The 13,018-nt window shown below is 71.2% G+C and carries 10 protein-coding genes; 7 read left to right on the top strand and 3 right to left on the bottom strand.

From position 1 onward, the window contains the following. The first annotated feature begins 231 nt into the window (after positions 1-231). The 5 genes from P3T27_RS34080 (at position 232) to P3T27_RS34060 (ending at position 7,842) form a co-directional block, all read left to right on the top strand. Positions 232-1,395 (top strand): exonuclease SbcCD subunit D, encoded by a 1,164-nt coding sequence (locus P3T27_RS34080; RefSeq protein WP_280685152.1) that lies wholly within the window; start codon positions 232-234, stop codon positions 1,393-1,395. Beyond that, positions 1,395-4,418: an AAA family ATPase gene (locus P3T27_RS34075; protein WP_280685151.1), complete on the top strand. Its 3,024-nt coding sequence runs from the start codon at positions 1,395-1,397 to the stop codon at positions 4,416-4,418. Before P3T27_RS34080 ends, P3T27_RS34075 begins: the two co-directional genes overlap by 1 nt. Positions 4,419-4,621: 203 nt before the next feature. Continuing rightward, on the top strand, positions 4,622-6,946 hold the full coding sequence (locus P3T27_RS34070) for a DEAD/DEAH box helicase (protein ID WP_280685150.1): 2,325 nt from the start codon (positions 4,622-4,624) through the stop codon (positions 6,944-6,946). Positions 6,947-7,015: 69 nt separating this feature from the next. Further along, positions 7,016-7,270 carry a hypothetical protein gene (locus tag P3T27_RS34065; protein WP_280685149.1) on the top strand — a complete coding sequence of 85 codons (255 nt, stop codon included), beginning with the start codon at positions 7,016-7,018 and terminating at the stop codon, positions 7,268-7,270. A gap of 344 nt (positions 7,271-7,614) precedes the next feature. After that, the gene (locus P3T27_RS34060) at positions 7,615-7,842 is read left to right on the top strand and encodes a hypothetical protein (protein ID WP_280685148.1); all 228 of its coding nucleotides are present in this window, start codon (positions 7,615-7,617) and stop codon (positions 7,840-7,842) included. A gap of 320 nt (positions 7,843-8,162) precedes the next feature. Here P3T27_RS34060 and P3T27_RS34055 read toward each other — a convergent pair whose 3' ends face one another. The 3 genes from P3T27_RS34055 to P3T27_RS34045 form a co-directional block, all read right to left on the bottom strand. Further along, positions 8,163-8,855, bottom strand: a complete 693-nt coding sequence (locus tag P3T27_RS34055; protein ID WP_280685147.1) for a hypothetical protein — start codon at positions 8,853-8,855, stop codon at positions 8,163-8,165. A 417-nt stretch (positions 8,856-9,272) separates the two neighbouring features. Then, complete coding sequence (locus tag P3T27_RS34050; protein WP_280685146.1) at positions 9,273-9,503, bottom strand: hypothetical protein; 231 nt, start codon at positions 9,501-9,503, stop codon at positions 9,273-9,275. A 135-nt stretch (positions 9,504-9,638) separates the two neighbouring features. Continuing rightward, positions 9,639-10,259, bottom strand: a complete 621-nt coding sequence (locus tag P3T27_RS34045) for a helix-turn-helix transcriptional regulator (RefSeq protein WP_280685145.1) — start codon at positions 10,257-10,259, stop codon at positions 9,639-9,641. A gap of 147 nt (positions 10,260-10,406) precedes the next feature. On the opposite strand from P3T27_RS34045, the gene P3T27_RS34040 reads away from it, so the two are divergent. Together P3T27_RS34040 and P3T27_RS34035 are read left to right on the top strand one after the other, a co-directional pair. Further along, a protein-coding gene (locus tag P3T27_RS34040) for an IS3 family transposase (protein WP_280685144.1) occupies positions 10,407-11,596 on the top strand; the annotation gives its coding sequence in 2 pieces (ribosomal slippage) (positions 10,407-10,671 and positions 10,671-11,596; 1,191 coding nt in all). A 1,070-nt stretch (positions 11,597-12,666) separates the two neighbouring features. Then, on the top strand, positions 12,667-13,011 hold the full coding sequence (locus P3T27_RS34035; RefSeq protein WP_280685143.1) for a hypothetical protein: 345 nt from the start codon (positions 12,667-12,669) through the stop codon (positions 13,009-13,011). The last annotated feature ends 7 nt before the right edge of the window (positions 13,012-13,018 follow it).

The following is a 13,018-nucleotide window of genomic DNA, read 5'->3' as shown; positions in this document are numbered from 1 at the left end:
AGCAGGGAAACCGCTACGCAAAAAACCTTGCTCGGAAGTCATCTCTCCCCCTCTCTGGCCTTATTCTTTCCCACCGCACTGACAATCTCCTGCCCTCGCGCCCGCCGCTCACTCACCTGCCGGCGGCGGTACGGCACCCCCTGCCTCCAGTGATTCCCACAGATCACCGTTGCGGACCAAAACGCCGAAGTCAGCCCGCACACCACACCCGAACGGTTACGGTCAGCGACCATGCGATTGCTCCACACCTCGGATTGGCACCTCGGACGGACGTTCTACCGAGAGTCCCTCATCGACGCCCAGCGCGCCTTCCTCGACCACCTGCTGACCGTCGTCCGGGAACGTGAGGTGAACGCGGTCCTCGTCGCAGGCGACATCTACGACCGGGCCATCCCGTCCCTGGACGCCGTCGCCCTCCTCGACCACGCGCTCAACAGCCTGGCCGACCTTCAGGTCCCCGTCATCATGATCAGCGGCAACCACGACTCACCCCAGCGTCTTGGCGTCACGTCCCGCCTGATCGAACGAGCCGGCATCCACCTGCGCACCGACCCCGCCACCTGCCACACACCTGCGGTGCTGCACGACGCGCACGGACCCGTCGCGTTCTACGGCCTGCCCTACCTCGAACCGTTCCTGACCCGCGAGGAGATGGCAGCCGACAAACCCACCCACGAGGCCGTCCTCGGCGCCGCGATGGACCGCGTCCGCGCCGACCTCGCCACCCGCCCCGCAGGCACCCGCTCCGTCGCCCTCGCCCACGCCTTCGTCACCGGAGGCCACACCAGCGACAGCGAACGCGACATCACCGCCGGCGGCATCCCCACCGTCCCCGCCGCCGTCTTCGAGGGCATCGACTACGTCGCCCTCGGCCACCTCCACCGCCCGCAGAAAGTCACTGACCGCATCCGCTACAGCGGTTCCCCCCTCGCCTATTCCTTCTCCGAAGCCGGCTACGCCAAGACCACCTGGCTCGTCGACCTCGATGCCGACGCCAACATCACCATCGAAGCCGTCCCCTGCCCCCGCCCCCGGGCCTTGAACACCCTCACCGGGTACCTCGACGACCTACTCAAGGACCACCAGCACGAACACCTGCGCGACGCGTGGCTGCACGTCATCCTGACCGACCCGCAGCGCCCCATCAACGCCATGGACCGCCTGCGCACCCGCTTCCCCCGCACCGTCCAGCTCACCTTCGCCCCCGAGGACGGCGGCCCCCGCAACAGCGCCACCTACACCGAACGCACCCGCCACCGCACCGAACTCGAGATCACCGTCGGGTTCGTCGACCACGTCCGAGGCGGTCACGCCCCCGACCCGGCCGAACACGGCCTTCTGCGCCGAGCGGTCGAGGCCACCCGCCTGAACGACACCGCGAAGGAAGCCCGCTGATGCGCCTGCACACCCTCGCCCTGCAAGCCTTCGGCCCCTTCCGTACCCGGCAGAGCATCGACTTCGACACGCTCTCCCAAGGAGGGCTGTTCCTCCTTCACGGTGCCACCGGCGCGGGAAAGTCCACCATCTTCGATGCCGTCTGCTACGCCCTCTACGGCAACGTACCGGGGGAGCGGCACCAGACAGCGCTGCGCAGCCACCACGCCGACCCCGCCACGCTCACCCAGGTCGAGCTGGAGTTCACCATGGCCGGGCGCCGCTTGAGGATCGTGCGCACTCCCCAGCAGGAACGGGCCCGGCGCGACAAAAACGGCACCACACAGGCGCAGGCCAAGGTCAGCCTGGAGGAACGGCACGGCGACGCCAGTCCCGGCCAAGCCGTCTGGGAGCCCGTCACCGCCGCCCACCAAGAGGTCGCACGCGAGATCGAAGCCCTGCTGGGCATGAACCGCGAGCAGTTCTGCCAGGTCGTCCTGCTGCCGCAGGGCGACTTCGCGAGATTCCTGCGGGCCAAGGCCGAGGACCGCGCCACCGTCCTGGGGCGCCTCTTCGCCACCCACCGCTTCCGCGACATCGCACGCTGGCTCACCGACCACGCCAAGGAGAGCGGCCAGCGCTGCGACGTCGCCCGCAGGGCCGCCCTGCGCGACATCGACCGCATCCAGGACACCGCCGGCACCCTGATCACCGACTCGGTCGAGGAACCAGCCCCCACCGAGGACAGCATCGACACCACCCACCCCGCGGCACTCACCTGGGCGCAGGCGGTGCACGACCGCGCCGCCCGAGCCCACCAGGCCGCCACCGCCGCGCTGCAGGACGCCCGAGCGCACCACAGCACCCGAGAAAGCCGAGCCGCACAGGCCCGTACCCTGGCGGAGCGCCAGCTGCGCCACCGCACCGCCGCCCAAGCCCTCATGGCCCTGAGGGCGCAGGCCCCGGCCTTCGAGAACCTGCAGGCGACCCTGGAACGCGCTCGCCGCGCCGAGCACCTCCGGCCCCTCATCCAGGCCCTCGACGACGCAGACCACGACCACCAGGAGGCTCGCCGCGCCGAGGCCCAGGCCAGGACACGACTGCCCGACCCACACGGCAACGACACCGACGAGGAGCTCACCGCAGCCGAGAACCGGCTGAAGAACGACCTGGGCCGCCTCGACGCCCTGCGCCACGACGAACAGCGCTTCGGCGAACTGGCAGCCTCCCTCGCCAAGCTCGAGGCCGAGCTGGACCAGGCCCAAGCCGACCACGACGAGATCGCCGACTGGCTGGACCAGGCAGACACCCGACGGGCCGAGCACAGCGCGCGGATCGACAGGGCCCACCTGGCCCAGACCCAGGCCGACCAGCTCGCCGCCACCCTTCCATCTCTCGAGCAGCAACTCGCCGCAGCCCGCCGACGCGACGAACTGGCCACCGACATTGCCAGGGACCAGGCCGACGTCGACGAGCTCAAGAAGGCCGTCATCCACAGCGCGGCGCACGCGCGCGGGATCCGGGACCGGCGCATCGACGGCATGGCCGGTGAACTCGCCAGCCGGCTGCGCCCCCAGGAGCCCTGCCTGGTCTGCGGCTCGCCCGTCCATCCCCGGCCGGCGACCACTGCCGCCGGCCACCCGAGCAGGGAGGACGAAGCTCGAGCGGAGGAGGCTTACCAGCAGGCCGACCAGGCCTGCAAGGATGCCGAACAGGACCTTGTCCGGCTCACGGCCGAGGCGGCCTCAGCCCAGGAACTGGCCGACGGGCAGACGACCGCCGACCTGCAGCAGCGTCACCGTGCCGCTCAGCAGACCCACAAGGACCACCTGGTCGCCGCCGCGGATGCCGTGCCCGCGAACGAGGAACTGCGCGCCTTCGACGACACGCGCGCAACCCGGACATCCGAACTCGCCAGCCTGGGCCGACGGATCGGCGACTACCTCGGCCGCCAGGAGACCCAGAGCGCCGAACAGGAGATCCTTGCCCTGCGCCTTGCCGACGCTCTGGCCGGATCCCCGACGATCGCCGATCGCAGCTCCGAACTCACCGCCGAGGCGGAAGCGATCGCCCGGGCACGGGCGGCGATCCAGCAGGTGGCAGTGACCGCGGGGAATCTGGACCGCGCAGCCCGGGCCGCCGCGACCGAGATCGCCGCCGTAGGGTTCGCCACACCCGAGGAAGCCCGCCATGCCCTGATCCCAGGTACCGAACTGGCAGCGAAGGAAGGCGAACTGGACACCTGGCGGACAGCCCAGGCCACGCATACGGCGACACTCAAGGACCGGGATCTCGCCGAGGCCGCCGCTGCGGAACCGGCAGACGAGCAGGCCTCCGAGGCGGATCTCGCCGCCGCCGCCGAGCGGTCGGAAGCAGCGGCCATCGCCGAGAGCACCAGCCGCGACCGCTGCGAGACGCTGCTCGACCACATCGACGACCTCACACAGGGCATCGGGCGACTGGCACCCCTCCTGGAAGAGCACCACATGGCCAAGCACCTGGCAGACCTCGCCGCGGGGACTTCGGGCGACAACCAGTACCGCATGCATCTGGAGGCCTACGTACTGGCGGCCCGGCTGGAGGAGGTGGCGAAGGCGGCCAACACCCGCCTGGAACGCATGTCCTCCGGCCGCTACGTGCTCTCCCACACCGACGCGCGCACGAGCGGGCGCGGCCGCTCCGGCCTCGGCCTGGAGATCCTCGACCAGTGGACCGGCCAGACCCGCGACACCACCACCCTCTCCGGCGGCGAGTCCTTCTTCGCCTCCCTGGCCCTGGCCCTCGGCCTCGCCGACGTAGTCGCCCAGGAAGCCGGCGGCAGCCAGCTCGACACCCTGTTCATCGACGAGGGCTTCGGCAGCCTCGACGACGAGACCCTGGAGGAGGTCCTCGAAGTACTCGACGAACTGCGCTCCTACAACCGCACTGTCGGGGTCGTCAGCCACGTCGCGGACCTGCGACGGCGCATCCCCACCCAGATGCAGGTCCGCAAGAGCCAGGACGGCTCGACCGTGAAGGCCATGGCCACCGCTCCGGCCTACTGACATCCACAAGTCGGTTCTCCCCGGTACGATCCCGCGCCATCAGGGCTGCCGAGACCCCTCAAGCTCTTCGGCCGGGCGTCGTCCTGCGGTAAGGCGCGGCAGGAGCTTGTCTCACCGATCGAGAAAGGCTCCTGCCTCAATCTGTAGTGAAGCGGGCCCACCAACTGGCGCCCTGAGCAGCAGCAGAAAGTAGAGACAACGCTGTGGTGACCATTACCGCCACCGCCGGGACGCCGGTCCCGGCGCAGCTGTCCGGAAGCGTCGTCAATCCGTTGCCGCTGCACGGGTTCCAGAAGGACGCGGTGGCGGCTGCGGTGCGCGAGGTGAAGGACGGAGGCCGGGCGACGGTGGTCGCGGCGACCGGATCCGGCAAGACGCTGATCGCGGCCGGCTGCGCCCGGCGCCTGGCGGCGAGGGGCCGGGTACTGGTGCTGGTGCCGACGATTGAGCTGCTGGAACAGACGGCCGAGGCCTGGTCGACGAAGGGCGGCCGCCGCGGGCTGGCGGTGGCGGCGTGTTCGCGGGAGGAGGCGCTGGAGAGCGCGGAGGCGGGCGGTCGGATCGACGCCGCGGTGACGACCGCCCCGGCCGCGCTGACGGACCTGGTCAACGGCGCGCCGGACGACCACCCGGTCACCGTGTACGCGACCTACGCCTCGCTGGAGCGCATCGTCGAGGCCCACTACCACTGGGGCCTGGCGCAGTGGGACCTGGTGGTCATCGACGAGGCCCACCGCACCGCCGGCTCCGAAAGTAAGGCCTGGGCCGCCGTCCACGACGACCGGGTGCCGGCGAAGCGGCGCCTCTACTTCACCGCGACCCCGCGGATCGCCGACGACCGCAAGGCCAAGGACGGCCTGGCCGACCTCGCCGACACCGACAACGAGGGCGCGCAGAAGCTGCCCGCGCTCTGCTCCATGACGGACACCCGGATCTACGGCAAGACCTGTTTCACCTGGACGCTCGGACAGGGGATCGAGCACGGCTACCTCGCCGACTACCGCGTCCTGGTCCCGGTCGTCACCGACGAGGACCTGCGCGAACTGCTCCGTCTCCCGGCCGTCGCGGACCTGCGCTCCCAGCGCAGCAACGAGGAGCTGCTGCGCCTGGCCTTGCAGATCGCGGTGCTGCGCGCGGTCGCCGACCTCGGCCTGCGCCGCGTCATCACGTTCCACTCCCGGGTGTCCGCGGCGCACGAGTTCGCCAGCAGCCTGCTGGACGCCTCCGAGCTGTTGGAGGACAAGGACCGCCCGGAGCGGATCTGGGCGAAGGCGGTCGCCGGCACCGACCGCCTCAAGGACCGCCGCGCCGCGTTCACCGAGTTCAAGGCCCACACCGGCGACGACGGCGAGGAGTGCGGGATCCTCTGCAACTCGCGCCTGCTGAACGAGGGCATCGACGTGGCCGCCGTCGACGCGGTCTGCTTCGCCGACCCCAAGAGCTCGGTCATCGACATCGTCCAGGCGGTGGGCCGGGCGTTGCGCCAGTCCTACCGGCAGGGCAAGGTCTCCTGGGTCATCATCCCGGTCTACCTGCCGACGCCGGAGGTCGGCGACGACACGGCCGCCGCCGACCCGTCCGAGGTCCACGACGCCGGGGAAGCGGTGAAGGCGGAGGCCGACGCTGAGATCGAGGCGAGCTCCTTCCGTACGATCTGGCGGGTCCTGCGGGCACTCGCGGCGCACGACGCCCGGGTGGTCGGCCGGATCACCGAGCTGCGCGGCAAGCGCACCCAGGGCACCGCGCACACCACCACGACCACGGGGGCCTCCGAGGGCGAGGCCACCGAGGCCGGGGCGAGCGAGCAGCAGGCGGCGCCGGTGGAGTCGCCGATCGAGTGGCTGCGGATCAACGCGAAGCAGCACGCGGCGCAGATTTTGCAGACGGTGAAGTTGCGCGCGTTCAACCCGCGCGCGGTCGAGTGGCAGCGGATGCACGCCGTCGCAGCCAGGTTCCACATCGAGCACGGCCACCTCGACCCCACCGACAAGGCGAAGCACGCGGAGCTGATCTCCTGGCTCGCCCGCCAGCGCCACCTCAACGGTCAGGGCCTGCTCGACGCCGCCCGCGTCAGCGAGCTGGACGCGCTCGGCATGATCTGGTCGAAGCTCGCCAACGCCTGGGAGCGCGGCTACGCCTACGCTGCCGCGTTCCACCGCCAGCACGGCCACCTGGCGATTCCCGCCACCGTGAAGCTGGACGACTACGCGGTGGGCGCGTGGATGCGCCGCCAGCGCAAGGCCGACAACCTTAACCCCGACCAGGCGGCGAAGCTCGACGCATTGGACGAGCTGTGGCGGCTGGAGCCGGACTGGAACCGCTCCTACCGCCGCCTGCTCACCTACCTTGCCGCCGGCGGAACCCTGGACGGCCCGGCGAACCGCACTGGCGGCGACGCGGACCCGACGTTCCGGCCCGGTACGTGGCTGCGCAAGCAGGACAAGGCCCGCGCCGACGGGAAACTGATCGAGCAGCAGACCGCGCTCCTGGACGCTCTCCACCGGCACGCCGAGACTGTCGCCGGCTGACCCGCCTCGTACGCCCCGCCGTCCCGGCCCACCTCGGCCGGGAGGCCCACTTCCCGAAGGAGGCGAGTGATGACGACCACCCCGACCACCCAGCCGCCCAAGGCCTCCTGGTACGCCCAGTGGGAATGCGGCGCCTGCGGAGACGGCGGCGACGAGCTGTTCGAGGACGGCACCCTGGTCGACGCCGACCACGACTGCGACGACGGCCCCGAGATCGGCTGGGACGGCCGCGCCGAATGGGGCGGGTGCGGCTTGGCCCTGGAGACGCAGTTCGACGACGGCGACTACGTCAAGGCCGACCACGACTGCACCACCGACCAGTAGCACCACCGCCCCCCCGGGCGGCCCGTATGCCGGGCCGCCCCTCACTCATCGAGGAGCACGCCGTGGAGAGGACGCAGCGGTGAACGCACGAGAGTGCCTGGAGGTGATGCACCGATCGCGCCAGCACGACCGTCTGGTCGAAAGACGAGGTACGCGAGGCGCTAGACGCCTACCGCGCCGAGGCCCAGGCCGAGGTCGCCGAAGACCCGGCTGCGGCGGCGCCCGCCGACTGGCAGGAGGAACTGGAGACCACCCGCCGGGCCCGCCTGGCCATCGGCCAGCTGCGCCGCGCCCTGGCCAAGGAAGCCACCCCGGAACCGATCCCGGACGTCGACCTGGCCGCCGTGGTGGAGGAGTTCGACCGGATGCGGGCGGCGCTGGCCACCTCCTGGAGGCGGGCGGCGAACCTACTGGAGGCCGTTCCGCACCACCCCACCGCGCTGTCCGGCCCGTACTGGTACGGCCAGGGCTGGGACGACGCGGTTCACCACCTGCACGACATGGCCGACGGCATGCGGCCCGCGCCCCGCCGGCCCGCCCTCACGTCCGACGACCCGAAAGGCCGGCCATGACCACCTCCGTCTCACTCAATCCGAGCTGCGCACGAGAACTGACCTGACCTGTCGGACCGTCAGCACGGCGGCCGCCTTGTATTCGCATCGCTCCCAGCCGCCGCACTGGCCCGGGCACCAGGCCGCCCGGGTCAAGAAGGCCCGCCAGGCCCACCGCGAGCTGATGCGGACCCTCGCCTGCGTCGACTGCGGCGACGTCCCCGAAGAGGAGAGCCCCTGGGCGCACGGCAGTCGACAGCGGACCCGCCGGCCCGGCGGCCGTTGCTGGACCCGTCAGGGCACCGCCGGCCGTCCCCGGCGCCTGACGCACCGACAAGACCTCAACCAGTGGCCGACGAGTCCGTCCCGGTGCGAGGCGATACAGCGCCGGCGGCACCGGGAGCGGTCCGATCGAGCCCGACCGCACTGACACCGGTGATCCACACCGCGGCGAGCAACCGCCACAGCGGCTCCGCGCGGGTCACCGCCGGCACCGGTATCGAGACCAGGGAGAGCAGCAGCAGGGGGCCGACGGCGACACCGAAGAGGACCAGCCACCGTGGCCCGCGCCCTTGGGCGAGCGCGCGTCGCGAGACGTACCACAGCAGCCCGGCGAGCCCGGTCAGGTGGATCGGGCCGCCCACCGCGAGCGTGAGCCGGGCCAGGACGAGAAGGGTGCCGTCACCCGCACGGGCCGCGACCGCCGCCAGGGCCAGCGCCAGCACGCTCGACACCGCGAAGGCCCCGGCGGCGAGCCACATCGCAAACCTCGCCCGGCGATCGGCACCCACTGCGGCGGATACCCCGAGGCCGAACCGGAGCAGTCCTGCGGCGGCGACCAGCTGGAGAAGCGAGGACACCGCAACCGCCGTACCGCTGTGGTCGTAGTAGCCCCTCAACTGGCCCGCTGTGGCGGTGGGCAGGAAAACGGAGCCCCTGGCCAGCACCGCCCCGAAGACCAGGCTGGCGATGAAGCCGACCACGAAGATCGGTCCGCCGAGTCGCCACCCCCGGCGTAGATTTCTGCTGTCCATGTCCCCCTCATTCCGAGTCCGACCACACAGGAGCGGCCGCGTCGACGGAGGTCGCACCACCTGCCGTCGCGGCTCTGCCCAGCAAACCCGGAACTGCCGTGGGGCGGCGTCGTACCGATGGAGGCGGTTCCGCTACTCCCCGGGGAGTAGCTCCGGGGGAGAACGCGTGGCTGAGATCGGTGCCGTGCCGCGAGTACAACCGCGGAGCGGGGCCGGCCGCCAGCAGGCCGCACTCGACGCGGGGCCCGGTCCGGTCCCTCCGCAGGGAGGTCGGCGGCGCCTTGGCCCCGGTGGTCTCGCCGCCCGGCCCACCGCCTGACGACACGCCGCAGCGGGTCCGGCAAGCCGTCGGGCCCGCGCTCACGTCCGTGGCCGGAGACCGCCCTGCTGCGTGGCGCCGTTCTCGGCGAGCCGGCTTCAGGCGAAGTCCCAGTCCGGGCGGCCGCAGGACCGCCGGACGAAGTCCCGCAGTTCGTTGCTCGTCCCCGCCGAGCAGTCCCCTTCGATCCGCTGCCACCGCGTGGCCTCGTCGGCAGCGCGGTCGGTCAGCGCGTGGACCATCAGCGCAATCTTGAAGTAGCGAAGGAACGCCTCGCCGACCACACTCAACCGGCTGCCCGGCCAGACGCAGCGAAGCGGGGTCGGCACCGCCGGATCGGATGAGGGCCGGCGGGCCTGTCCGTCGTCCTCTCACGGCTACGTAGGTCTGCCCGCTGTATCGGGTATGGCCCCGGGACGCGCCCGCTGGGGCACCGGGGCGGCCTGCCTTGTCGCCCCGGTGAATCAGAGCCAGCCTCTGTGGGCGGCTTTGATCCCGGCTTCGAAGCGGCTGGCGGCACCCAGACGTTCCATGATCGAGGCCATGTGGCGGCCGACGGTGCGTGAGGAGATGCCGAGGCGCTGGCCTGCCACGTCGTCGGTGATGCCGGAGCTGAGCAGGCGCAGGAGTTCGCGTTCGGTTGCGGTGAGGTTGGTCCGGGGGTCCTCGGGGCGGGTGGCTCCGAGGGGAACGGCCGTGTTCCACGCTTGCTCGAAGAAGTCGAGAAGGGCGGCGAGGATGCCGGGTTCGGTGACGTGTAGGGCGCCCTTGCGGTTGTCGGCGGGGTCGATGGGCACAAGGCCCTGGGTGCGGTCGACGATCACCATGCGCTGGGGGATCGCCGGGGCGGTGCGGATTTCACTGCCCTGGCTGAGTAGCCAGTGGGCGTAGGTGGTGACGTGGGGCTGGTTGCGGGCGGATTCCTGGTAGAGGGTGCGCATGGTGATGCCGCGGCCGAGGGCCTCGGCGTCGGCGGGGCGGCTGGCGGTGAGGTCTTCGGGGCGCTGGTTGCCGGGCTGGCTGCTGAGGACCTCGGTGGTGGCGGAGCGGCCCATCTGTTCGAGGCGGCTGTGTATGGCATCCATGCCGAGGAGGCGTTCGCCGTGAGCTGTGCGATGCTCGGCGCGTTCGGCGACCATGCGGGTGACGGCGGCTCGTGAGCTGCTCTGGCCTTCTTGGAGTCCCTGATGTCTGGGTTTGTTACGATCCAGGCGTAAGGAGAACCACGGGCAGTGCCAGCACCACGCAAGTACCCCGATGAACTCCGCGAGCGCGCCGTACGCGAGGTCCGCTCGACCGGCCGCCCCGTCGCCCATGTGGCCCGCGACCTCGGCATCCACAAGGAAGCCCTCAGGTCCTGGGTCCGTCAGGCCGAGGTCGACGCCGGCGAGCGCGACGACCGCCTCACCACCGTCGAGCGCGACGAGCTGAAGGAACTCCGCGAGGAAGTCGCCGAGTTGAGGCGGGCCAACGAGATCCTCAAGGCCGCCAGCGTGTTTTTTGCCCAGGAGATCGACCGTCCCCGGACGAGGCCGAGCAGGTGATCGACCACCTGCGCGACGGCTTCGGGGTCGATCCCGTCTGCCGGGTGCTGGAGCTGTCGCCGTCGACGTACTTCGCGCGCGAGCAGCGACCGAAGTCGGCCCGCCGGCTCCGCGACGAAGAACTGATTCCGCTGGTCACAGCGGTGTGGGAGGAATCCGGCCGCACCTACGGGGCCCGCCGGATCACCCGCGCCCTGGTCCGCGCCGGCCACCAGGTCGCGCGGTGCGCCGTCGAGCGGCTGATGCGCGAGCTCGACATCGAGGGCGTGATCCGCGGACAGCGCCGCCGCACCACCGTCCCGGAGCCGATGGCGCCGCGTCCGCCGGACCTGGTCAACCGCCGGTTCACCGCCCAGCGCCCGAACCAGCTGTGGCTGGCCGACCTGACCTACGTCCGGACCTGGTCGGGCTGGGTCTACGTGGCGTTCGTCCTGGACGCGTACTCCCGCCGGATCGTGGGCCGGCAGGCCGCCACCCACATGCGGACCGACCTGCCGCTGGACGCGCTGGAGATGGCGCTGTGGCGGCAGAAGATCAAGAAGGACGCCGACCTCATTCATCACAGCGACCGCGGGTCGCCATACGTATCCATTCGCTACACAGAGCGATTGGTCGAGGTCGGCGCCCCGGCATCCGTCGGGTCCGTCGCGGACTCGTACGACAACGCGATGGCCGAGGCCCTGAACGGCACGTTCAAGGCCGAACTGATCGAACATCAGGGGCCGTGGCGGGACTACGACGAGGTCGAGCGGGCCGTCTTCCAGTGGGTCGCGTGGTACAACAGCGAGCGCCTCCACTCCGCCCTCGGCTACATGCCGCCCGACGAGTACGAGCAGGCGTACTGGACGGGACTGGAGCAACACCCGCAAGTCGCTTGATCACACGATCGCGGACTCCACGAAAGTCGGGGCAGCTCACTGACGGTGACCCGCTGGGGCATGGGCCCAAGATCTGGAACATCGTTCAACAGGTACCCCCTTGTCTAGGCTCTAGTGTGAGCAGACAGACATTGCTCCACGCGAGTAAAACCCACCCGATATCTGACCGACCGCGCAGGCCCCCCGGGGGGCTGCCCCTTCCAGTGCGCGCGGCCCAGCCTGGTGACCTCCGGCTGGGCCGCGCTGCTCCGTCGTCAGCGCCGCTGTCCACAGCCAACCCCGGCCAGGGTGGCGCCATGACGACGACGAAGAAGATCGAGGAAGCGGGCCCTTTCGCATGCCCAGACGAAGGAGACCACGATGCCGAACCTGCACTACACCCCCGCCGCCGCCCGCACCCTGGCCCGCCTGGAGAAGGGCCGCCACGCCGACCCCTGCCGGCTGCGCCGGGTCCGCCGGGCCCTGGACAGGCTCGCCGCCTGGAGGCTGCCCGTCCCCGGGCAATGGAGTGGGGGCGGGCAGCCGGGCCAGCCTACGAGAGCCCCGCTACGGGGTGGCCCGCCGGGTGGCCCTGGCTCGGGTGTGACCTCATCCAGCGGTCGGAGTGAGAATCAGCGTGTTTTCGGGCTTTCAGGCCCGTCGACCAGGATTGGTTGAACCAATCCAGGCGGGTCGTGCGGGTCTGTCTCGCTGTGTGGGACCGGCCCGGACTGGTGACTGTGCGTGATTAAGCTTCCGTGCTGGCGGGGTCTGCCGCGCCTCCGGCGGGTCTGGAGGCGTGTCCGGGCCGTCTTGGGAATTGACGGCCGGTTGGAGATCGTCACGGTATTCGGCCGGTGAATTCTGCTCAGATCCCATGGAAGGGGCTGGGGGATATCCGGACCCGCCGTGGTGGTTCCCTGTGAGGCTGGTCCGGGTGCCGGGTGCTCGGCACGTACGTAGGGGTTGTCGCCGCCGCCGGGTCCGGAGCTGCTGCAGGTCCGGGCGAGGGCCTGGTAGGTGTCCGCTTCCGACTCGTTGACCGCGCGCCGCCCGGTGGCAGCGCACGCGTCGGCCGGCGGCCGCGTTCCGTGTCCGGCACGGCCACCTCGACCCTGCCGGACATCGGGGAGGACCGCGAGCTGCGCGCGTGGCTGCGCAACCGGCGCCACCTCGGCGAGACCGGCGCCCTGGACCCGGTCCGTGGGTCGGAGCTCGACGCCATCGGCATGGTCTGGAGCGGGACCGTCCAGGCCTGGGAGCGCGGCTGCGCCGACGCCCCGGCTGTCTCGGTGCCCGCCGCTGTCCCGGTCGCTGACGTCGACCAGGAGCCCGCCGTCCCCGCGGCTGCTCCGGGCCTGCCCCCGTCGCCGTTCCCGCCGCCGGCTCCGGGCCTGCCCGCCGCCGGCGGGCACGGCCGACCTGCCCTCGGCTAACCTCCCC

Source organism: Kitasatospora sp. MAA19 (assembly GCF_029894125.1).
Taxonomy (GTDB): domain Bacteria; phylum Actinomycetota; class Actinomycetes; order Streptomycetales; family Streptomycetaceae; genus Kitasatospora.
The sequence above is the reverse complement of the archived record's forward strand: the minus strand, read 5'-3'. Positions and strand labels throughout refer to the sequence as shown.

Bases quoted from the DNA above. Each gene is read 5' to 3' on its own strand.
- P3T27_RS34045 (WP_280685145.1), bottom strand. From the start codon at position 10,259: ATGGATGCCATACACAGCCGCCTCGAACAGATGGGCCGCTCCGCCACC.
- P3T27_RS34055 (WP_280685147.1), bottom strand. From the start codon at position 8,855: ATGGACAGCAGAAATCTACGCCGGGGGTGGCGACTCGGCGGACCGATC.
- P3T27_RS34065 (WP_280685149.1), top strand. From the start codon at position 7,016: ATGACGACCACCCCGACCACCCAGCCGCCCAAGGCCTCCTGGTACGCC.
- P3T27_RS34075 (WP_280685151.1), top strand. From the start codon at position 1,395: ATGCGCCTGCACACCCTCGCCCTGCAAGCCTTCGGCCCCTTCCGTACC.
- P3T27_RS34080 (WP_280685152.1), top strand. From the start codon at position 232: ATGCGATTGCTCCACACCTCGGATTGGCACCTCGGACGGACGTTCTAC.